18 protein-coding genes and 3 pseudogenes are annotated in these 21,879 nt (G+C 61.6%); 12 read left to right on the plus strand and 9 right to left on the minus strand.

All coding sequences use genetic code 11. From position 1 onward, the window contains the following. Window position 1: 1 nt before the first annotated feature. Both IPP03_19640 and IPP03_19645 read left to right on the plus strand, forming a co-directional pair. On the plus strand, window positions 2-2,149 hold the full coding sequence (locus IPP03_19640; GenBank protein ID MBL0354751.1) for an ABC transporter substrate-binding protein: 2,148 nt from the start codon (window positions 2-4) through the stop codon (window positions 2,147-2,149). Continuing rightward, window positions 2,146-3,321 (plus strand): methyltransferase, encoded by a 1,176-nt coding sequence (locus IPP03_19645; GenBank protein ID MBL0354752.1) that lies wholly within the window; start codon window positions 2,146-2,148, stop codon window positions 3,319-3,321. The genes IPP03_19640 and IPP03_19645 overlap by 4 nt, the downstream gene beginning before the upstream one ends. Here IPP03_19645 and IPP03_19650 read toward each other — a convergent pair. From IPP03_19650 to IPP03_19665, 4 genes are all read right to left on the minus strand, one after another. Beyond that, the gene (locus tag IPP03_19650; GenBank protein ID MBL0354753.1) at window positions 3,299-3,967 is read right to left on the minus strand and encodes an HAD-IA family hydrolase; all 669 of its coding nucleotides are present in this window, start codon (window positions 3,965-3,967) and stop codon (window positions 3,299-3,301) included. The two genes, IPP03_19645 and IPP03_19650, sit on opposite strands and share 23 nt — an antisense overlap. Next, window positions 3,960-4,658, minus strand: coding sequence for a bifunctional 2-polyprenyl-6-hydroxyphenol methylase/3-demethylubiquinol 3-O-methyltransferase UbiG (gene ubiG / locus IPP03_19655; GenBank protein MBL0354754.1), 699 nt, complete (start codon window positions 4,656-4,658; stop codon window positions 3,960-3,962). Before ubiG ends, IPP03_19650 begins: the two co-directional genes overlap by 8 nt. A gap of 81 nt (window positions 4,659-4,739) precedes the next feature. Next, window positions 4,740-5,393 carry an OmpA family protein gene (locus IPP03_19660; GenBank protein MBL0354755.1) on the minus strand — a complete coding sequence of 218 codons (654 nt, stop codon included), beginning with the start codon at window positions 5,391-5,393 and terminating at the stop codon, window positions 4,740-4,742. Between the two features lie 57 nt (window positions 5,394-5,450). Beyond that, on the minus strand, window positions 5,451-6,785 hold the full coding sequence (locus IPP03_19665; GenBank protein ID MBL0354756.1) for a TRZ/ATZ family hydrolase: 1,335 nt from the start codon (window positions 6,783-6,785) through the stop codon (window positions 5,451-5,453). Window positions 6,786-6,884: 99 nt separating this feature from the next. Between IPP03_19665 and gyrA the strand changes: the two genes are divergently transcribed. The 6 genes from gyrA to IPP03_19695 are packed head-to-tail and all read left to right on the plus strand — an operon-like array spanning window position 6,885 to window position 14,504. Continuing rightward, the gene (gyrA, locus tag IPP03_19670; GenBank protein MBL0354757.1) at window positions 6,885-9,509 is read left to right on the plus strand and encodes a DNA gyrase subunit A; all 2,625 of its coding nucleotides are present in this window, start codon (window positions 6,885-6,887) and stop codon (window positions 9,507-9,509) included. Next, complete coding sequence (gene serC / locus IPP03_19675; GenBank protein MBL0354758.1) at window positions 9,509-10,594, plus strand: 3-phosphoserine/phosphohydroxythreonine transaminase; 1,086 nt, start codon at window positions 9,509-9,511, stop codon at window positions 10,592-10,594. Before gyrA ends, serC begins: the two co-directional genes overlap by 1 nt. 8 nt (window positions 10,595-10,602) lie before the next feature. Continuing rightward, entirely contained in the window at window positions 10,603-11,694 is a 1,092-nt protein-coding gene (pheA, locus tag IPP03_19680; protein MBL0354759.1) for a prephenate dehydratase, read from the plus strand. 10 nt (window positions 11,695-11,704) lie between these two features. Beyond that, window positions 11,705-12,793 (plus strand): histidinol-phosphate transaminase, encoded by a 1,089-nt coding sequence (locus tag IPP03_19685; protein MBL0354760.1) that lies wholly within the window; start codon window positions 11,705-11,707, stop codon window positions 12,791-12,793. Beyond that, window positions 12,794-13,663, plus strand: coding sequence for a prephenate dehydrogenase/arogenate dehydrogenase family protein (locus IPP03_19690; protein ID MBL0354761.1), 870 nt, complete (start codon window positions 12,794-12,796; stop codon window positions 13,661-13,663). It begins immediately after the preceding gene. A 1-nt stretch (window position 13,664) separates the two neighbouring features. Then, window positions 13,665-14,504 (plus strand): DNA ligase, encoded by an 840-nt coding sequence (locus IPP03_19695; GenBank protein MBL0354762.1) that lies wholly within the window; start codon window positions 13,665-13,667, stop codon window positions 14,502-14,504. A 47-nt stretch (window positions 14,505-14,551) separates the two neighbouring features. Here the strand turns inward: IPP03_19695 and IPP03_19700 are convergent, their stop codons facing one another. After that, the gene (locus IPP03_19700; protein MBL0354763.1) at window positions 14,552-15,631 is read right to left on the minus strand and encodes an acyltransferase; all 1,080 of its coding nucleotides are present in this window, start codon (window positions 15,629-15,631) and stop codon (window positions 14,552-14,554) included. Between the two features lie 488 nt (window positions 15,632-16,119). Next, entirely contained in the window at window positions 16,120-16,422 is a 303-nt protein-coding gene (locus IPP03_19705; protein ID MBL0354764.1) for an ATP-binding protein, read from the minus strand. A gap of 36 nt (window positions 16,423-16,458) precedes the next feature. Between IPP03_19705 and IPP03_19710 the strand changes: the two genes are divergently transcribed. From IPP03_19710 to IPP03_19720, 3 genes and pseudogenes are all read left to right on the plus strand, one after another. Next, on the plus strand, window positions 16,459-16,767 hold the full coding sequence (locus tag IPP03_19710; GenBank protein MBL0354765.1) for an IS66 family insertion sequence element accessory protein TnpB: 309 nt from the start codon (window positions 16,459-16,461) through the stop codon (window positions 16,765-16,767). After that, window positions 16,767-17,144, plus strand: coding sequence for an IS66 family insertion sequence element accessory protein TnpB (gene tnpB / locus IPP03_19715; protein MBL0354766.1), 378 nt, complete (start codon window positions 16,767-16,769; stop codon window positions 17,142-17,144). The genes IPP03_19710 and tnpB overlap by 1 nt, the downstream gene beginning before the upstream one ends. 9 nt (window positions 17,145-17,153) lie before the next feature. Beyond that, a pseudogene (locus IPP03_19720) lies at window positions 17,154-18,731 on the plus strand (IS66 family transposase). Here IPP03_19720 and IPP03_19725 read toward each other — a convergent pair. From IPP03_19725 to IPP03_19735, 3 genes and pseudogenes are all read right to left on the minus strand, one after another. Then, complete coding sequence (locus tag IPP03_19725; protein ID MBL0354767.1) at window positions 18,689-19,087, minus strand: ATP-binding protein; 399 nt, start codon at window positions 19,085-19,087, stop codon at window positions 18,689-18,691. The pseudogene IPP03_19720 and the gene IPP03_19725 overlap by 43 nt on opposite strands. Before the next feature lie 118 nt (window positions 19,088-19,205). Then, the gene (locus tag IPP03_19730; protein ID MBL0354768.1) at window positions 19,206-19,418 is read right to left on the minus strand and encodes an AsnC family protein; all 213 of its coding nucleotides are present in this window, start codon (window positions 19,416-19,418) and stop codon (window positions 19,206-19,208) included. Between the two features lie 129 nt (window positions 19,419-19,547). Continuing rightward, window positions 19,548-19,871, minus strand: a pseudogene (locus tag IPP03_19735) (DUF692 family protein). Between the two features lie 272 nt (window positions 19,872-20,143). Between IPP03_19735 and IPP03_19740 the strand changes: the two are divergent. Further along, window positions 20,144-21,537: pseudogene (locus tag IPP03_19740) on the plus strand (IS1380 family transposase). The last annotated feature ends 342 nt before the right edge of the window (window positions 21,538-21,879 follow it).

Here is a 21,879-nt window from a genome sequence, read left to right on the forward strand (position 1 = left end):
CATGCTGAAAATCCCGCTTCGCCTGGCGTCGATCCTGTTGCTCTCCGCCTGTGGGCAGGTGTGGAACGACCCGTATCCGGCGGCGAATGCCGAGCAGAATACCCTCTACGCCGCGTTCACCGACCGTCCGAAGCATCTTGATCCGGCACAGTCCTATACTGAGGATGAGCTGACCTTCACCGGGCAGATTTACGAACCGCCCCTGCAGTATCACTATTTGAAGCGTCCCTACGAGTTGATCCCGGCGACGCTGGAAGGGATCCCGCATCCACGTTTTCTCGACGATCAAGGCAGGGAATTGTCGGCCGATGCGCCGCTCGAATCGATTGCCGAGAGCGTCTACGAACTGAAGCTGAAGTCGGGCATCCGCTACCAGCCGCACCCGGCCTTTGCCGTCGACCAGCACGGTCAACCGCTTTATCTGGGCAAAAACGTGGCCGAAGGCCGGCAGAAGATTGCCGACTTTCCGCAGACGGGTACGCGCGAACTGACCGCCGACGACTACATCTACCAGATCAAACGCCTCGCCCATCCACGCCTGCATTCGCCGATTTTCGGCATGATGTCCGGGCGCATTGTCGGCCTCAAGGAACTGGGCGCAGTACTCCAGGAAGGGGCACGCGAGCTAGCGGCCAATGAATGGCTCGATCTTGACGCCTACCCGTTGTCCGGGGTCGAGAAGGTCGATAGCCATACCTGGCGCATTCGCATCAAGGGCAAGTATCCGCAGTTCCTTTTCTGGCTGGCGATGCCGTTCTTTGCGCCGGTGCCGCGCGAGGTCGATCGCTTCTACGCGCAGCCTGGCATGGCCGCCAAGAATCTGACGCTCGACTGGTGGCCGGTCGGTACCGGACCGTTCATGCTTACCGAGAACGATCCGAACCGGCGCATGGTGCTCACGCGCAACCCCAATTTCGCTGGCCGCCAGACCTTTCCCTGTGAAGGTGAGGAAGGCGATCGCGAGGCAGGCTTGCTTAAGGACTGTGGCAAGCCTCTGCCGTTTCTCGATCAGGCCGTGTTTACCCGCGAAAAGGAAGCGATTCCCTACTGGAACAAGTTCCTGCAGGGCTACTACGATGCCTCGGGAATCTCCTCCGACAGTTTCGATCAGGCGGTGCGTGTCAATGTCGGCGGCGACGTGGCGCTGACCGACGAAATGCGCGACAAGGGTATCCGCCTGCTGACCTCGGTAAAAACCTCGACCTTCTACATGGGTTTCAATATGCTCGACCCGGTGGTCGGCGGTCTCGGCGAGCGGTCGACCAGGATCAGGCAGGCGATCTCGATTGCCGTCGATCAGGAAGAATACATTTCGATCTTCCAGAACGGCCGCGGAATCGCTGCCCAGAGCCCGTTGCCACCGGGGATTTTCGGTTACGAAGGGGGCGAGGCGGGCCTTAACACCGTCGTATACGACTGGGTGGATGGCAAGCCGCGGCGCAAGCCGGTCGAGGTGGCCAGAAAACTGATGGTCGAGGCTGGCTACCCGAATGGTCGCGACGGAAAAACCGGCGAGCCGCTGGTCATTTACCTGGATACCACCAGCGGCGGCATGGGTGAAAAATCGCGGCTCGACTGGCTGACCCGGCAATTCGCCAAGATCGACATTCAACTGGTGGTGCGCTCGACCGATTTCAATCGTTTTCAGGACAAGATCCGCAAGGGTAATGTCCAGTTGTATTACCTGGGCTGGAATGCCGACTACCCGGATCCGGAGAATTTCTTCTTCCTGCTCGACGGCAACGAAGGCAAGGTCGCCAAGGGCGGCGAAAATGCGTCCAACTATGCCAATCCCGAGTTCGACCGCCTGTTCGCCCGGATGAAGAACATGAACAACACGCCGGAGCGCCTACAGATCGTCCGTGAAATGAACCGTATCCTGCACCACGATGCGCCGTGGGACTTTGGTCTGCATCCGAAAAGCTACACCCTGTCGCATCGCTGGCTGAAGAACCGCAAGCCGAGTGATGTCGGTAACAATATCCTCAAATATCAGCGCATCGACGCGGTCGACCGCGCCATTGCCCGGCGTGAATGGAATCGGCCGGTGCGCTGGCCGCTGGCGCTCGGTCTAGCGCTGATCGTGCTGGCAATCGTTCCGGCCCTTATCGGCTATCGGCGGCGGGAGCGTCGGGCCGCGGTCAAATGACGCTTGCCTACCGCCAGCAGGCGCTGGACGGCTTGCTGGCGGAATTCAGGCCGCTCTGGTCTGCGCAACCATTTCGCGAACCTCGGCCCGATTGGTGTCGGCAATGGCCGGCGCTGGAGGCCGAATTACTGGCCCTCGACGATAGCGAACAGGCACGCCCGGCCGACGATGGCGAGGCTGCGCTGGCGTTTGTCGCGCGGCATGTCGCTGGTCTCGCCGCGTTGAATGAACTGGCGCGCGTTGCGGACTGTTCGCGCTCGTCATCACCGGACTGTGGTCCGTTCTGGGCGTACGGAATTCCCGGCCGCAAACGGGCACAGATCGAAGCCTTTGCCGCGAGTGCCGTACGTAGTGGCCAGCCGCTGATCGACTGGTGTGGTGGCAAGGGACATCTCGGGCGTCTGCTGGCGCTGCACTGGAAAATCAGCGTGACGACCCTGGAAATCAACCGCAGCTTGTGTGCCGAAGGCGAGAAACTCGCCGGGCGGGCGCGGGCCGCGCAAGATTTCGTCGCCGGTGATGTCACGCGACTACCGGTTACCAATCTACCGAATGGCGGGCACGCGGCGGCGCTGCATGCCTGCGGCCATCTGCATCGTGCGCTGGTCGGGCGGGTTGCCGCAAGCGGCCTAGTGGCCCTCGACGTGGCGCCGTGCTGCTATCACCTCGGTGTCGCCGGTGATTATGTCCCGACGTCCGGGCCGTTACTGACGCGCGTGACCGGCGATGACGCCCGGTTGGCGGTCACTGAGTCGGTGACCTCTGCACCTCGTCAGAGGCTGCAACGTGATCGTGAAATGGCCTGGAAGCTCGCTTTCGATGCCTGGCGTCGGCTGGAAGGCGATGGTCAGTACGTGAATTTCCGCCCGGTGCCGGCGGCCTGGATGCGCGCCAGTTTCGCCGAATTCATGGTACTGATGACCCGGCGTGAGCAGCTTCCTGAACCCGGAGCGCATCGGCTGGCGGACTTGGAACAACGGGGCTGGGAACGGCAGCGGGAAGTCATGCGGCTGTCGATCGTTCGCCATGCCTTCCGTCGCCCGTTGGAAATCTGGCTGGCGCTTGATCTCGCCGTGCGGCTGGAGAACGACGGGTATTCGGTCAGCCTCGGGCGCTTCTGCGAGCGCCGGCTGACACCGCGCAACCTGCTTATCTCGGCGCGCCTGAGGTGAACAGGTAGGTGGCGAGGTCCGCCGGATGGTCGGCAACAAAGTCGGCGCCCCACGTATGCGGCGGGCCGCCATTTCCAAGGTAGCCGTAGGAAACCGCTGCGGTCAGCGTTCCCGCAGCGTGTCCGGCGACGATGTCGCGGCGGTCGTCACCGACGTAGAGGGTGCGTTGCGGTGCGCAGCCCAGCATTGTGCACGCATGCAGGACCGGCAGCGGGGAAGGCTTGGCCTCCGCCGTGGTGTCGCCGCTGACTACGCAAGTGGTGCGCGGGCTGAGTCCAAGGGCTGCGACGAGCGGATCGGTGAAGCGCGTCCGCTTGTTGGTGACAATGCCCCATGCGATGCCCTGAACTTCAAGCGTATCGAGCAGTGCGGGGATACCGTCGAAGAGTGTAGACAGTTCGCACAGGCGAGCGCTGTAGATTTCAAGAAAGCGGTTGGCCAGTCGCTCATAGTCGTCATCTGCAGGCGCGATGCCAAAACCCGCACCGAGCAGGCCGCGGACACCGCTCGAAGTATGTGGGCGCAGTCTGGAAAACGGCTGTTGCGGTCGACCTTCATCAACCAGCAAAATATTGACCGTAGCGCAGAGGTCAGGTGCGGTGTCGGCCAGCGTCCCGTCGAGGTCGAACAGGACAGCGTCAAGCATTCCTGGTGGCGCGGATCATATAATTGACGCTCGTATCGCGTCCCAGCGCGTAGTGCCGGGTCAGTGGGTTGTAGGTCATGCCGATCAGTTCGTCCGTTTCGAGGCCGGACTGCCTGCACCAGCGAGTCAGTTCGGAGGGCTTGATGAAGCGGGTAAAGTCATGCGTGCCTTTGGGCAGCATCTGCAGCACGTATTCGGCGCCGATCACCGCAAACAGGTAAGCCTTGGGGTTGCGGTTGAGTGTGGACAAGAAGACCTGGCCGCCGGGCTTGACCAGGCGCGCGCATGATGCGACGACGCTGACTGGGTCAGGGACATGTTCCAGCATTTCCAGGCAGGTTACGGCATCGAAGGCGCCGGGCATCTCGGTGGCCAACTGCTCTACGGAAATTTTGCGGTAATCGACCTTTTGTCCGCTTTCCAGCAAGTGCAGTCGAGCAACGCCAAGCGGCTTTTCCGAAAGATCGATCCCGGTGACGATGGCGCCGCGGGCCGCCATGCCTTCGGAGAGTAGGCCGCCGCCGCAGCCGACGTCGAGGATGTGCTTGCCGCTGAGGCCGATGGCGTCGTCGATCCAGTCGAGACGGAGGGGATTGATGTCGTGCAGGGGCTTGAATTCGCTTTTGGGGTCCCACCAGCGATGAGCCAGATCTCCAAATTTGTCCAGTTCTGCAGGGTCGGCATTGAGCATGGTTCGGCCTGAAACGTCAGTTTGGTTGAGCGAAAATGAAAAAGCCCTGCCGGAGCAGGGCTTTTGCTGAAGCGCGGCGTCTTACTTGGTGCCGATGACTTCGATGTCAGCGCGGCGATCCGGCTGCAGGCACTGGATGAGGGCCTTGGACTTGACATTGCCCTTGCACTTGTCGCCGGTGACCGGCTGGGTCTTACCCTTGCCTTCGGTATAGACACGGTTGGTCTCGATACCCTTGGAGACCAGATAGGTCTTGACGGCGGCAGCGCGACGGTCAGACAGCTTCTGGTTGTAGGCAGCCGAACCGATGCGGTCAGTGTGGCCGACGACGAGGATCACTTCGAGGTTGATGGCCTTGGCCTTGGAGACCAGTTCGTCGAGCTTGGCCTTGCCTTCCGGACGCAGCGTCGCCTTGTCGAAGTCGAAGAGGGCGTCGGCAGCGACGGTGATCTTCTCGGCAGTGGGCTTGACGCCGACGGCCGGAGCGGGAGCGGGCGGCTCGCAGACTTCCTTCGGCAGCAGGTCCTTGTCGCACTGGCAGCCGGCCGGATCCTTGGCGGCAGCCGCCGGGGTCCAGTAGCCGGTGCGCCAGCAGAGGCCGAAGCCGCTCAGGGCGACGACGTCGCGCTGGTCGATGACATAAACGCGCTCTTGTGCCTGAACGGCGGTGGCACCAAAGCCGATGCCGGCCAGCAGAGCCACAAGAAGAGATTTCTTGGCAATGTTCTTGATCATTGTTTTCCCTCGTTGAAGAAAATTAGTAAACCTTTTTACCCATGTAGCTACCTGTTTTCAGGATTCGCCACGGACCTCCAGCGTATTCTGCCATAGGGTGATTGCCGATTCCAAGTCATTTTGGCCATGCCAGGAGAGCTTTTTGTGGTCTACGCAACACTTTCCGGCGACCCAGACGTGAGTCACGCATTCACGGCCTGCGACATGGATGAGGTGCGATACCGGATCGTAACAGGGCGTGGTGTTCAGCCCCCTGAGGCTGACGGCGACGAGGTCGCCAGCCTTGCCGGGAGTGATCGAGCCAATTTCGCCAGCGAGGCCGAGCGCAGTGGCGCCATCGAGCGTGGCCATGCGTAACGCCTCGCGGGCGGGCAGCGCGCTGGCATCGCCGCTGCTGCCTTTGGCCAGCAAAGCGGCCAGACGCATCTCACCGAACATGTCGAGGCGGTTGTTGCTGGCGGCGCCGTCGGTGCCGAGGCCGACGTTGATGCCGGCTTGTCGCATTCGCACGACAGGGGCGATGCCGCCGCCCAACTTGAGGTTGGAAGTCGGGCAATGGACGACGCTGCAACCGGTCGTCGCCAGCAGTTCGAGGTCGGGTTCGTCAATGTGTATGCCATGGACGCCGATGAACCCCGGGCCGAGCAAGCCGAGCCGTTGCAACCGGGCGAGCGGGGTGAGGCCATGGAGGTGCCGGCTTTCTTCGATTTCGCGCCGGGTTTCGTGTATATGGCAATGGATCGGGATGTTGATCTGCGCCGCGAGGGTCGCCAGGCGCTCGAAAGTTGCGTCGGAAACAGTGTATGGCGCATGCGGCGCCAGGCAAAATCCGATCAGCGGATGGTTCAGCCACTGTTCGCGAACGGCGAGCCCCTTATCGATGTAATCGTCGGCGTCGCTGGCATAGGGCGTTGGAAATTCGATCGCCGTGATGCCGAGCATGGCGCGCATGCCGAATTCCGCTGCTGCCGCCGCCGCCGCTTCGGGGTAGAAATACATGTCGTTGAAGCAGGTGATGCCGCCGGCCAGCATTTCGGCGCAGGCGAGGCGCGTCCCGTCATAGACGAACTGGTGTGAGACGTTGGCCGATTCAGCCGGCCAGATATGCTTTTCCAGCCAGTCCATCAGTGGCAGGTCGTCGGCTAGCCCGCGCATCAGGGTCATCGCGGCATGGGTGTGCAGGTTGACCAAGCCGGGAATCAGGATGTGGTCCTCCAGAACGACCCGCTGTCCTGGATCGAAGCGGTCGCGTGCTTCCCCAGTGGGCAACACGTCCACGATTCGTCCATCGTGGACGGCGACAGCATGGTTTTTGAGAACCACATCGGGGTCGACCGCGGCAATCCAGCGCGGCTCGAGCAGCAAGTCGATGGTTTGGCGAGTAGTTTTGATGGACAACGGCGTCGGACTCGGTGTACGGGGCGTGTTAAAATAGCAAATTACGCTCGATTCATCCAATAAAGCGCTGCCCGGGCGGCGCGGACGTGAGACATGGACCCATTCGCCAAAGAAACACTGCCGATCAGCCTCGAAGACGAGATGCGGCGTTCCTACCTCGACTACGCGATGAGCGTCATCGTCGGCCGGGCTCTGCCGGATGCGCGCGACGGCCTCAAGCCGGTGCATCGCCGGGTACTGTTCGCGATGCACGAGCTGAACAACGACTGGAACAAGGCATACAAGAAATCGGCGCGTATCGTCGGCGACGTGATCGGTAAATACCACCCGCACGGCGACACGGCAGTCTATGACACAATCGTACGCATGGCGCAGAGTTTCTCGCTGCGTTATATGCTGGTCGATGGTCAGGGTAACTTCGGTTCGGTTGACGGCGACAATGCGGCGGCGATGCGCTATACCGAAGTGCGCATGGCCCGGATCGGCCATCAGTTGCTGGAAGATCTCGACAAGGAAACGGTCGATTTCGGGCCGAACTACGATGGTTCCGAGCATGAACCGCTGGTCATGCCGGCACGCATTCCGAACCTGCTGATCAACGGTTCGTCGGGTATAGCGGTCGGCATGGCGACCAACATCCCGCCGCACAACCTGAACGAGGTAATCGCCGGCTGTCTGGCACTGCTAGCAAACCCGGCGCTGAGCATCGATGAACTGATCGAGTACATTCCCGCCCCCGACTTCCCGACCGCCGCGCTGATCTACGGCATCATGGGAGTCCGCGAAGGCTACAAGACCGGCCGCGGCCGCGTCATCATGCGCGGCCGCACGCACTTCGAGGACATGGAAAAGGGCAATCGTCAGGCCATCATCATCGACGAGATTCCCTACCAGGTTAACAAGAAGACCTTGATCGAGAAGGTCGCCGAGCTGGTCAACGAGAAGAAGATCGAGGGCATCTCCGACATCCGCGACGAGTCGGACAAGTCAGGGATGCGTGTCGTCATCGAGCTGAAGCGTGGCGAAGTCGCTGAGGTCATCCTCAACAACCTGTACAAGCAGACGCAACTGCAGGATACCTTCGGCATGAACATGGTGGCGCTGGTCGACGGCCAGCCCCGCCTGCTCAACCTGAAGCAGATGATCGAATGCTTCCTGGCCCACCGTCGCGAGGTGGTGACGCGGCGCACCGTGTTCGAACTGCGCAAGGCACGCGAGCGCGGCCACATCCTGGAAGGCCTGGCTGTCGCGCTGTCCAACGTCGATGAAATCATTGCCCTGATCAAGGCGGCGGCGACGCCGGCCGATGCCAAGCGCGGCCTGATGGAGCGCACCTGGCGCAGCCCGGTGGTCGAGGAGATGCTGCTGCGTGCGGCCGCCGACGCCTCGCGTCCGGATGGGCTGGCGCCGGAATTCGGCTTTTCCGAGCAGGGCTACCGGCTGTCCGACGCCCAGGCGCAGGCGATCCTCGAACTCCGCCTGCAGCGCCTGACCGGCCTCGAGCAGGACAAGATCGTCGGCGAGTACAAGGAAGTCATGCTCAAGATCGCCGACCTGCTCGACATCCTGGCCCGACCCGAGCGCATCACCGAAATCATCGTCGGCGAACTGACGGCCATACGCGACCAGTTCGGCGACCAGCGCCGCTCCGAAATCGTCCTGTACACACAGGAACTCGGCATCGAGGATTTCATCACCCCGCAGGACATGGTGGTGACGCTCTCGCACGGCGGCTACATCAAGGCACAGCCGCTGGCCGATTACCGCGCCCAGCGCCGCGGCGGTCGCGGCAAGCAGGCGGCGGCGATCAAGGACGAGGATTTCGTCGATCAGCTATTCGTCGCCAATACGCACGACCATATCCTGTGCTTCTCCAATCGTGGCCGCTGCTACTGGCTCAAGGTGTATGAAGCGCCGCAGGGCAGCCGCAACAGCCGTGGCAAGCCGATCGTCAATCTCTTCCCGCTGGAGGAGGGCGAGCGGATCAATGCTGTGCTGCCGGTCAAGGAATTCTCCGAAGACCAGTACGTCTTCATGGCGACGCTGATGGGTACGGTCAAGAAGACGCCGCTGTCCGACTTCTCCAATCCGCGCAAGGCCGGCATTATCGCCGTTGCGCTCGATGACGACGATTACCTGATTGGCGTCGAGTTGACCTCGGGAGAGAGCGATATCGTGCTTGTCTCCGACGCCGGCAAGGCGGTCTGGTTCGACGAGGAAGATGTCCGCCCGATGGGTCGTGGCGCCCGCGGCGTGCGCGGCATGCGCTTGCAGAAAGGCCAATCGGTGATTTCCCTGCTGGTTGCCGAGAGCGATCAGCAGACCGTGCTGGTCGCCACCGAGAACGGCTTCGGCAAACGCACCGTGCTCGCCGATTTCCGCCATTCCGGGCGCGGCACGCAGGGCGTGCGGGCGATCGCCGCCGATCGCGAGCGCAACGGTATCGTTGTCGGCGCCAAGCTGGTGGGCGACGAAGACGAGATCATGTTCATCACCACCGGTGGCGTGCTGATCCGGACCCGCGTCGCCGAGATTCGTGGCATGGGCCGTGCGACGCAGGGCGTGACGTTGATCTCGCTGGACGACGGCGAGAAGCTCGCCGGGCTGGAAAAGATTGTCGAAACCGTCGCCGACATCGAGATCGCAGCCGAAGCCAATGGCGATGCTGCGGGCGAAGCAACAGGCGAAGCGGCCGGCGAGGCTGTGGGGGAGGAATGATGAGCCGGGTCTGGAATTTCAGCGCCGGTCCGGCCGCCCTTCCGGAAGAGGTCTTACGCCAGGCGCAGGAGGAAATGCTCGACTGGCACGGCGCCGGTTGCAGCGTCATGGAAATGAGTCACCGCGGCAAGGAATTCACCAGCATCATTGCGCAGGCCGAAGCCGACCTGCGCGAGTTGATGGGCATCCCGGCCAGCTACAAGGTCCTGTTCCTGCAGGGTGGGGCGACCCTGCAGTTCGCACAGATCCCGATGAATCTACTGGCCGGGCGTTCGGCTGACTACATTGTTACCGGTTCGTGGTCCGGGAAGGCGTTCAAGGAAGCGCAACGCATTGGCAACGTCCGTTGTGCCGCAACGACCGAGAGCAGTGCGTTCACCCGCTTGCCGGGCGCCGATGAAATAAAACTCGACCCCTTCGCCGCCTATCTGCACCTGTGCACCAACGAGACGATCCACGGCGTCGAGATCAGTGCCGGGCGCATTGCCGACACCGGCGTGCCGCTGGTCGCCGACATGTCGTCGCACATCCTGTCGCGGCCGGTTCCCGTCGAGAAATTCGGCCTGATCTACGCTGGCGCGCAGAAGAACATCGGTCCTTCGGGCCTGACGCTGGTCATCATCCGTCAGGAACTACTCGGCATGGCGCCGCTGACCATCCCGAGCATTATGGATTACGCGGTGATGGCCGAGAACGGCTCGCTGCTGAACACGCCGTCGACCTACGGCATCTATATCGCAGGCCTCGTCTTCCAGTGGCTCAAGCGCCAGGGCGGACTGGAAGGCATTGCTGCGGTCAACGCCGAAAAGGGCCGCATTTTGTACGGGTGCATCGACGCTTCCGGCGGCTTCTACACGAATCCGGTCGATCCCGACTGTCGCTCGCTGATGAACGTCCCGTTTACGCTGGCCGATCCGCAACTCGACGCCGCGTTCCTTGCCGAGTCGAAGGCGGCCGGTCTGGTGTCGCTGAAGGGCCACAAGTCGGTCGGCGGGATGCGCGCTTCGATCTACAATGCCGTGTCGCTGCAAGGCGTGCAGGTTCTGGTGGATTTCATGAACGACTTCGCCAAACGCAACGGGTAGAGGCCGATATGAGTGACGAACTGCAGAAGGAACTCGCCGGCGTCCGTGCTGATATCGACGGCATCGACGGCGAACTGCTGCGTCTGTTCAACCAGCGCGCCCGCTGCGCGCAGAAGGTCGGCGAGATCAAGGCCGCACATGGCGCGGCGGGGCACATCTACCGTCCCGAGCGCGAGGCGCAGGTGCTGCGCCGCCTGCAGGAAGCCAATCCCGGCCCGCTGCCGGGCGAAAACATCACCTTCTTCTTCCGCGAGATCATGTCGGCCTGCCTGGCGCTGGAAGAGCCGCTGGGCATCGCCTTTCTCGGTCCGCTCGGTACCTTCTCGGAATCGGCGGCGACCAAGCACTTCGGTCACGCGGCCCGCCTGCTGCCGCAGGTTTCGATCGACGATGTCTTCCGCGAGGTCGAGTCCGGGCACGCGCAGTACGCGGTAGTCCCCGTCGAAAACTCGACCGAAGGCGCGGTTGGCCGCACGATGGACCTGTTGCTGGCGACACCGCTGCGGATCTGCGGCGAACTCGTGCTGCGGATTCACCAGCATCTGTTGTCCAGCGAAATGGATCTCGATGGGATAACCAAAGTCTATTCGCATGCCCAGTCGCTGGCGCAGTGCCACGAGTGGCTGAACCGGATGCTGCCCAACGCACAGCGGATTCCGGTCGGCAGCAACGCGCAGGCGGCGCGGAATGCCGTGGACGAGGCAGGCGCGGCGGCGATCGCCGGTGAAGTCGCTGCTGCCCGCTACGAGCTGCCACGCCTGGCCGAAAACATCGAGGATGAGCCAAACAACACGACACGCTTCCTGGTGCTCGGCAAGCACGACGCCGGTCCGTCGGGCCGTGACAAGACCTCGCTGATCATGTCGGCACCCAATCGCACGGGCGCCCTGCATGAACTGCTGCTGCCCTTCGCCCATGCCGGCGTTTCGATGTCGCGCCTGGAATCGCGTCCTGCCCGCCATGCGCTGTGGGAATACGTCTTCTACGTCGATGTCGATGGTCATCGCGACGATCCGGCGGTGAGGACCGCGCTGGACGAACTGGCTAGTCGCGCTGCCTATCTGAAAATCCTCGGTTCCTACCCGGTCGCCGTTTATTGAGAATTTGCCCATGAGCCTCGTTGAACAAGCGCTGTCTTACGTTCGCGCCATTTCGCCCTACCAGCCGGGCAAGCCGATCAGCGAACTGGCCCGCGAGATGGGTATTCCGGTTGAAAAGATCGTCAAGCTGGCCTCCAACGAAAATCCGCTGGGCATGAGTCCGAGGGCGAGAAGAGCGGTCGAGGCGGCGATCAGCGGCGTCGAGCGCTACCCGGACCAGTTCGAACTGATCGGGGCAGTGGCCGAGCGTTGCGGCGTGGCGCAGAATCAGGTCGTCCTCGGCAACGGTTCCAACGACGTGCTCGACCTGATCGCCCGTGTTTTCCTGGCCCCGGGTCGCTCCGCCGTGTTCGCGCAACATGCCTTCGCGGTTTATCCGCTGGCCACGCTGTCGACCGGCGCCGAGTTAATTGCGACGCCAGCGAAGAACTACGGCCACGATCTCGCCGCGATGCGCGCCGCAATCCGGCCCGATACGCGCATTGTTTGGGTCGCGAATCCGAACAATCCGACCGGCAACTTCCTGCCCTACCCGGAAGTGCGCACCTTTCTCGAAGCGTTACCGCAAGACGTGGTGGTCGTCCTCGACGAGGCCTACAATGAATACCTGCCGCCGGCCGAGCGCGTCGACACCGCCGGCTGGATCAGGGATTTTCCCAATCTGGTCGTCACCCGTACCTTCTCGAAGATTTTCGGTCTGGCCGGACTGCGCGTCGGCTACGCGCTGGCTTCGGCGGAAATCGCCGACCTGATGAACCGCGTGCGCCAGCCGTTCAACGTCAACAACCTGGCAATTGCGGCGGCCATCGCCGCGCTCGACGACCACCTGTTCGTCGCCGAAAGCTACGAACTCAACCGGCGCGGCATGGAGCAACTGGTCGCTGGAGTCAAGCGCCTCGGGCTGGAACACATTCCTTCGCACGGAAACTTCGTCACCTTTAGGGCAGGCGACGGGGCGGGTGTGAATCAGAAGCTTCTGAAACAGGGCGTCATCGTGCGGCCGATCGGCGGCTACGGCCTGCCGGAATGGCTGCGTGTCACCATCGGCACTGAACCGGAAAACGCCCGCTTCCTCGAAGCGCTGGAGAGGGCGCTGTAGATGCCAGAATTCGGCAAAGTTGTCGTTTTTGGAACCGGACTGATCGGCGGCTCCTTCGCGCTGGCGCTGAAAGAAGCCGAAGCGGTCGAGGAAGTGGTCGGCTTCGGTCGTACGCCATCGACGCTGAGATCTGCGCAGAAACTCGGCGTTATTGACCGCGCCGGCATCAATCCGACCCATGAAATCGAGGATGCCGACATCGTTCTGGTTGCCACGCCGGTGGCGCAGATGCCGGAGATTTTCGGCCGTATCGCTCCGTACCTCGGTCCCAACACCATTGTCACCGACGGCGGATCGACCAAGGGCGATGTCGTTGCCGCAGCGCGCCACGCGTTCGGCGAGCGGATCAGCCACTTCGTGCCCGCGCACCCGATTGCCGGCGCCGAAAACAGTGGTCCATCGGCGGCGCGCTGGGATCTCTATCAGGGCAAGAAGGTCGTCGTCACGCCACTTCCGGAAAACGCCGACGATGCGCTTGACCACATCAAGCGCGCCTGGTCGCTGTGCGGGGCGGATATCTACGAACTGACGCCGGAAGCGCACGACCGTGTATTTGCCGCAGTCAGTCATCTGCCCCACCTGCTGTCGTTCGCGCTAGTTCATGATCTGGCGGTGCGCGAGGATGCCAACCTGTATTTCACCTTTGCCGCCTCGGGGTTCCGCGACTTCACGCGCATCGCTGCCAGCCACCCCGAAATGTGGCGCGACATCTGCCTCGCCAACCGCGACGCGCTGCTGGTCGAACTGGACAGCTATCGCGAGCAACTCGACGAACTTCGCGTGGCGCTGGCCCGCAACGATGGCAAGCGCCTCGAGGAAATCTTCGGGGTTGCCCGGCAGGCACGGCGCGAGTGGGCCGACGAAGGCTGAAATGATCCGCCTGCTGCGCGCACTGTTGCTGGCATTCGCGCTGGAGCTCCCGGCCACCCTGGCGGGCGCCGAAGCCCCGGCCATCCTGCTCGCCGAGGTCTATCGCAATCAGGTCGATGTCTCGCAGTATCTGGTCAGTGAAAAGCTCGATGGCGTGCGCGGCATCTGGGATGGCCAGACCCTGCGCTTCCGCAGCGGCAAGACCATCAGTGCACCGGCCTGGTTTCTCGATGGCCTGCCAAAGCGTCCTCTGGACGGCGAACTGTGGATGGGACGCGGTACCTTCGAACGGCTTTCCGGCATCGTTCGGCGCGAGATTCCCGATGAGGCCGAATGGCGGCAGGTGCGTTACATGATCTTCGAACTGCCTGGCGCACCCGGTACGTTTACCCAGCGCGCGGCGCTGATTCGCGAGATTGTCAAACAGGCCAATGTACCGTGGCTGCGTGAAATTGAGCAATTTCAGGTGGTCGACCGCAACAGCCTGCAAAAACGCATGACTGAGGTCGTCATGGCCGGCGGCGAAGGCTTGGTGCTGCACCGCGCCGATGCACCCTACGAAACCGGCCGTAGCGACACCCTGCTCAAGATGAAACCCTGGGAAGACGCCGAAGCGGTAGTCATCGGCCATCTGCCAGGCAAGGGCAGGCATGCCGGCAAGATGGGCGCCTTGCGCGTCCGTGCCAAAGACGGCCGCGAATTTTCGCTGGGCACCGGCTTCACCGACGAGCAACGCCGTGACCCGCCGCCAGTGGGCGCCACAGTTACCTATCGTTACCAAGACCTCACACGGAAGGGATTGCCGCGTTTCGCGAGTTTTCTGCGGGTGCGGATGGATTGACCGATGGATAAATGCCGCAGTCGAGTTGCACAAGTGGAGTGGCGTTTCTAAGAGTTTGCATCACTCTTTCCGTCGGCGGATACCGCAACAATGTAATGGCTGCTGCGAGAGAGAAATCTCTTTTCAACCAGGTGCCACATTGCGACGGCGCAAATTGCGGTCAAGAAGACGGCTGTCCCCAATAGGGCCCATGGGCTGTCGCTGAACTGGCCGGATACAAGAAGAAGCTGGATTATCGGGACATGCAGGATGTAGACGCCGTAGGAAAAGTCCCCGTACTTCCCAAAATTTCCCACATGCAGGAACAACCCGAAGTAGGCAACAAGGGTCGCAAGGGCGAACGGCTCGAAGAATGGCATCGGGTACCTGAAGTTGATGGCAAGAGCGATGACAGCCGCAACCAGAAAGTAGATGCATCTGCGCTCGAATAGAGGCAGGAAATAATAGAAGAAGGCGCCCGCCATGAAATAGGAAAGCTGTCCCGGGAGTTGTCTGCCAAGCCGCACATACAGTTCCAATCCGGTACTCTCGGCAATCGATGTCATGAGCATCAAATATGCAAGTGACGCGCAGTAGGTGACAAGAATCACCGAGAAATGTGAGAAGCGTCTGAAGAGAAAGACAAACACGGGAACCGAGAGATAGAACAGCACCTCGATCTTGAGCGTCCAGAGCGCGCCATTTACTTCGGGTATCTTGTTGCCCTCGAAAACGCCAGGCAGTGTAGGGTGCAGGAAATTCAGGAAAAGAAGGTTGGCAACGACGTATTTTGTCCATGCAGTGGAGAAATAGTCTGCCACGTTCAATGAGCTGACAGCCACAAGACCGATTGCGCAGAGCATGACCACGGTGAAATAGGCCGGATAGATACGGCGAACTCTTTTCCGGGCGTAAGCCCGGAGCGAGGAGGAGCGTTCGAAGCTCATGAAAATAAGGAAGCCGCTGACCACGAAGAATGCCTTCACGGCCATCCCTGATGACAGAATTCGGGATATCGGCTCCAACTCGCTGAATCCGGATAGCCCGTGAACGTGGACCAGGCAGACTGTTCCCGCGAACAGCAGTCTGAGCAGGTCAAAGTTGTTGGCTCTCAGACGAGGACTATTGTGCTGCACAAGGGGCTCCAGGTGTTGATTTCATCAGGGCGTAACGAACCTGGTGCTGATTCCGATCTTGTTCGAGGTCCACAGCCTGATATTTTTCGACGCGAAGGGCGAATCCTACCAAGTTTCCTCGGTGGTGCGTGGCAAGTGTTGGCTCATTTCCAGGGCAATCGCATTTGCCCCGGAGGTTCGAGGCCGAGCAATGAAATCCGATGGTCTGAAAGACGGTCGGCGGTACAGCGTGCCCTCATCCGTGTGTTCCGAGAATCAGGCCTTGAGCGCGATAATCTTCAAGGATGCCGGGTCCGAAAGAGAGGGGTCGCTCCGGGTCGGGGTGTAGAGTTATCCACGGTCGGCCGACAGACGGCGCTCCTTCTGCAGCCAGCTGACTGGTGGCCGGCGGTGGGCCCCAAGGGGACTTCCTTCGGGGCGTAACTCGGTAAGCATGGACAGGGTCATTCGGGTTTGCTTTTCTTGCGCAGGGACTCGCCATCGAGATTGAGGTAATGCGCTTAATGGACCAGGTGGTCGAGAATGGCATCGGCCAGGGTTGGGTCACCGATGACGGCATACCAGTACCGCATCGGTAACTGGCTGGTGATGATGGTGGAACGGCAACCATGTCGGTCATCGACGATTTTCAGCAAGTCGCGGCGGCTCTCGTCGGTCAACGGCGCCAGGCCCCAGTCATTGATGATCAGTACGTCGGTCTTGGCCAGCTGCGCCAAGGCCTTGGCATGGCTGCCATCGTGGCGCCCCAGCGTAACCGGTAACTCTGCGGCGTTCTTTCCAGCGCCGATCGTGCTGTCGACAATCTCCTCCTCGAATCACGAAACGCGGAGGAGGCCAGGATGGCCAAGGCAGGGGAAGGGTCGCGGGTGCGGCGTAGCGCGAGCGAATGGGGGGCGTTGCTGTCGCGATTTCCGGGCAGCGGTTTGAACGTTGCGACCTTCTGCAAACGCGAAGGGATCAGCGATACCAGCTTCCATCGCTGGCGCACACGTCTGGGCATCGCCCTCGACAGTCAGGACAAGGCCAGCGGCCAGCCGGCCACCTTCGTCGACGTCGGCCCTCTGAGCACAACCACGGCGACGCCCGCTCGTTTCCACCTCACCCTCGACCTCGGCGGCGGCCTGATCCTGCAGCCGGAGCGCCGCTGATGTTTTTCCCTGAAGGCCAAATCCGCGTCCAAGTCTATGGCCAGCCGGTCGACCTGCGCAAATCCTTCGACGGTCTGTACGCGATCACCCGTCATGTCCTCGGTCAGGACCCGCTGAGCGGCCAGCTCTTCGTCTTCTTCAATCGCCGTGGCACTCAGGTGAAGGTGCTCTACTGGGATCGCAGCGGCTTCTGCCTGTGGGCCAAGCGTCTCGAAGAAGGCCGTTTCGTCGCCAACTGGGATAAAGTGCGCACGTGCGAAATCGACTGGACCGGTCTGAAACTGCTCCTCGAAGGGATCGAGCCGGGACGCCGGAAGAAGCGTTATCACGCCTCTGGAGCGCCCATAAAAACGCTTCAAAACAGCGGCTTGTGTTAAAATGCACGCATGGATTCAGCACGTTACCAGACGGTTTACAACCTCGAACAAGCCGCGGCATTGTGCCCGCAAGAGGTGCTGGATCTGTGCCAGACGCTGTCTGCTGAAATCACCGCACTGAAGCAACAAATCGACTGGTTCAAGCGCCAGATCTTCGGCCAGAAAAGCGAACGACGCATCGACGTCACGCCGAGCGGCCAACTGAGTCTCGGCGAGTTCCCGACGCCCCCACCAGGTTCTGAGTCACCAGCTTCACCCCATCGCCGCGCATACCCGTCAGCCGACCAGCAAGCGTCCCAGTGACGAAAGCGTGCCCTTCTTCGACGAGAACCGCGTCCCAGTCGAAGTCGTCGAGCTCACCGCGCCGGAAGTCGAAGGCCTCTCTCCCGAGGACTACGAGGTCATCAGCCACAAGGACAGCTATCGCCTGGCGCAACGGCCGGGTAGCTACGTGGTGATCAAGTATCGCCGGCCGGTAATCAAGCTCAAGAGTAACCAGACACTGGTCTGCGCCAACGCGCCGGCCGGTGTCATTGAGGGCAGCCGGGCCGACGTCAGCTTCGTCGCCGGACTGCTGATTGACAAATTTGCCTACCACCTGCCACTGTATCGCCAGCATCAACGCCTGGCCGATGCGGGAATCACCGTCAGCCGGCCGTGGCTGACGCAGATCGGGCAACAGGGCATCACTCTGCTCGAACCGATCTACGAGGCGCAGTTTGCCTCGATCCGCAGCTCGCGCGTCAAGGCGATGGACGGACGCCGATCAAGGCCGGACAGGGCGCACCCGGCAAGCTGAAAGCGGCGTACTTCTGGCCGGTGTATGGCGAAGGCGACGAAATCTGTTTCCCCTTCTTCGCCAGTCGCGAGTTCAAGCACGTCGAGGCGGCCCTCGGACTGACCGCCGCCGAAGGCGCGGTGCTGTTGTCGGACGGCTATCAGGCCTACAGTCATTACGCGGCGCAGATCGGGATCACGCACGCCCAATGCTGGGCGCACACGCGTCGTAAGTTCTTTGACGCGCAAGACGCGGAACCAGAAGCGGCAGCGCAGGCACTCGCGCTCATTGGGGACCTGTATCAGGTCGAAGAGCGCATCCGCGAGCAAAAGCTCACCGGTGCAAGGAAGCGCGACTATCGTCTGGAGCATGCCAAACCGATCGTCGAGCGTTTCTTCGCCTGGGTTGGCGAACGCTTCGCGGCGCAGGGGCTGTTACCGCGCAATCCGCTGACCAGGGTGCTGGCCTACGCGCGCGATCGACGATGGGGACTGGAGGTCTTCCTCGCCGACCCGGACGTGCCGATCGACACCAATCACCTCGAACGCGCCCTGCGGGTGATTCCCATGGGGCGCCGCTCCTGGCTGTTCTGCTGGACGGAGTTCGGCGCCAGGCAGGTCGGGATCATCCAGAGCCTGATCGTTACCTGTCGGCTGCATCAGATCGACCCCTACGATTATCTCGTCGATGTCCTGCAGCGCGTCGCCGAGCACCCCGCCGACCGCGTCCATGAACTCACGCCACGGGTCTGGAAAGAACTGTTCGCTCAGAACCCGCTGCGCTCACCTTTGTACGCGTTGCCGAAGTAGGGGCGCTCGACGCCGCGTAGTTGCCGGTTACGCCCCAGCGCCAGCGCCGGGAGCAGACGCGGCAAGCAGACGTAAAGCGCGCTGTTTCCCTGCCGGCAGGCCTGATTCACCAAGGCACAAGCCAGGAAGGTCTTGCCAACCCCAATCGGGCTGCAAACCAGGACGTTCTGGTGGGTAGCCACCCAAACGCCAGCCATCAGACGCGCGAACAAGGCCCGGCCGAGTCCGCAGGGATAACGGAAATCGACACCTTCCGGGTTGGCAGCCTGCAGGCTTTGTGTGTTCAACACACGGACCATGCCGGTCAGACGGAGCTTTTGCAAGCGCTCGTGGGTAGGAAGGTGGAGCAATGTCATTTTCTTTCAGGTCAGTAGTAATGCGCCTGGCCGCGCACATTGGCGTGTTCCAGGGGAAGTGAAGTCTGTGCAGGCGTGGCGACAGGGCGCTTGTTCTGGCCATGTTTGAGGATAGATTTCAGGCTGATGATGGCGCCGGTGGCGGATACAGGGTGGCCTCGACCCCCATCCCGCTCATTCCGTCCGGCAGGGGATGGCCGATGCCGACCAGCTTTGCATGCCGGAGGATTTTGCCCACCGTCGTCGGCGAGGCGACGACTGCTCGGGCGATTTCACGATGGCTGCGCCTGCCTTCGTGGTACAGGCGCAGTACTTCCAGAATCTTGCGCATGGATAAGCTGCTAAATGCCATGTAGACCTCGGCAAAATCGTCGAGGGCGCCGCGGTTACCCCGCGTCCTGCGCTACTGCCTCCAACCGTCCAACTTGCCTTGGAATCGGTGTCCAGCTTCAGCCGGAATTCACAGCCGTTCCAGGTCGGGAATATTGAAGTCGCGCTCCAGGCAGGTGGGCCCAGGGGCCGATGCGTTGGTAGGCTGCTTCGGGCAGCGACCACACCGAATCGATGACGCCAGCGCCGTGCGTGTCGATCAGCAGGCCATCTGGCTCGCCGTAATGGCCGGGGAGACATGATCGCAGCCGGTGCGTTCCAGCGGCAGCGCGTCGATGAAGGCGTGCCGATCGCAGCCGAAATTCCGACCATTGACGAAGATATTGCCGACGCCGAGATGTGGCAGGCAGTCGGCGGCGCTGACGATGGCGCTGATGAATTCGCCTTCGTTCATTTCGGCGCCGCGCGGGTGTCCATTTTCTTGCTGTCGGCCTGGGCCAGTTGGTAGCCGGCTTCCAGTTTGGTGGCACCGAACGGTTTGTCGCCGACGGCGTGCGCCAGCGAGGTCAGAGCGGCAGCGACGAAGGTGGAACAGACGGTGAGGGTAACGATGCCAGCTTTTTCTAGCCCGAATTTTTCATAAAAGCAGGCGAATCTCGTTTAACCCATTGATATAATAGGGGTTACGCCAATAACGCTTTGTAAGAAGCCTAAACGAGACCGCCCATGGACCATTCTATCCCAACCCAGCTTCGCTTTCCCGCCAGCGCCGGATTTACGATCCGGGCAGAGTTTGACGGCGGGGCGATGTCCTCCGACTTTGGCGCACTCCTGTTGCGTGGCATCGACCTGCAAATCGGCCTGATTCCCCGCCTGGTCAGCGCGATTCACGACAAACGCCACGCCTCGTACATTGACCATCCCCTGGCCGACCTGCTCCGCCAGCGGATATTCCAGACCGCCAGCGGTTACGCCGACGGTAATGACGCCAACACGCTGCGGCGCGATCCGCTGTTCAAACTGGCGGTCGGTCGTGCCCCGCTGGACGAGGGAAATGACCTGGCCTCCGGCCCCACGCTCTCCCGGCTCGAAAACAGCGTATCGCGCAAAGACATTTACCGCCTGGCCAAAAGCTTCGTCGACGCCTTCATCGCCAGCTACGCCCAAGCGCCTGCCGTGATCGTGCTCGATATGGATCACTCGGAGGATGCCACTCACGGGCAGCAGGAACTGGCGTTCTATAACCCCCACTACGGGAATCACTGCTACCTGCCGCTGTTTCTCTTCGAAGGACTTTCCGGGAAGTTCATTACTGCCGTCCTGCGTCCGGGCAAACGCCCGACTGGCAAGGAGAACGCGGCCATCATCAAGCGCGTGCTGCGCTTGCTCCGCCAGGCTTGGCCCGAGACCCACATCATTCTGCGCGGGGATGGCCACTTCTCGAATCCCGAACTGATGGCCTTGTGCGCGTCCGATCCGCATCTGGACTTCCTCTTCGGCCTGGCCGGCAACCCGGTGCTCTCGCCCAAGGCCGAGCCGCTGCTGAAGAAAGCCCGTGCGCTGCACCAGACACACAGCGCCAACGCCCAGCGCCTGGGGAACGCCGAGCCTGCGGCGACACGACTGTACGACGATATCGAGTATCAGGCGGGCTCGTGGCCCAAGGCTTACCGCGTGGTGGTCAAGGCCGAGGTGATGGCCTTGGGTGACAACCCGCGGTACGTGGTGACCTCGCTGTCCGACCCGACGCCTGATGTGCTTTACAAAGAGCTGTACTGTGCTCGAGGGCAGGACGAGAACTTCATCAAGGCGGTGAAGAACGACTTGGCCAGTGACCGGACCTCCGATCATGCCTTCCTCGCCAATCACCTGCGGCTGTTCTATTCGTGTGCGGCGTATGGGTTGATTCACGGCTTGCGCGAGAACACGCTGGTGCATACGGAACTGGCCAAGGCGCAACCGCTGTCGATTATCCTGAAACTCTTTAAGTTGGCGGTGCGCGTGGTGCAGTACAAGGATCGGATCAAGCTGTCCTTGCCTACGTCGTGTCCGATGAAGGGGTGCTGGCGCGGGTGACCGAGTTGCTTTACCTCGTCCCGCGCCCGCCGGCACCGGCCTGATCGACTCGGCGACGCCGTCTCATGCTACCGACTCGAATCCGCTTGAGCGGAGGTCAGGTCTCGCCAGCGCTCTGTCCAGGGATCGATGGCGGCAGGGTGTGATGCCCAAAAGTTGGGGTATTTGGCCGATCGTGGCGGGTTGGCAGCAAAATTCGCAGCAAGCTGACTCGCATCACGGCTGGAATGGCACGACATTGACATCGCGCGGCGGGTTTATGAAACATCCGGGCTAGGGTGTGTTGACAATCACTCCGATAGATGACCATGGCATTGATCGGCGAAATCCTCGTTTACAGTCAATGAGTTACAAGGAGGCTGTTCACAGAGGTTGATATAGGTTCA

The sequence above is a fragment of the Candidatus Dechloromonas phosphoritropha genome (assembly GCA_016722705.1).
GTDB lineage: Bacteria > Pseudomonadota > Gammaproteobacteria > Burkholderiales > Rhodocyclaceae > Azonexus > Azonexus phosphoritrophus.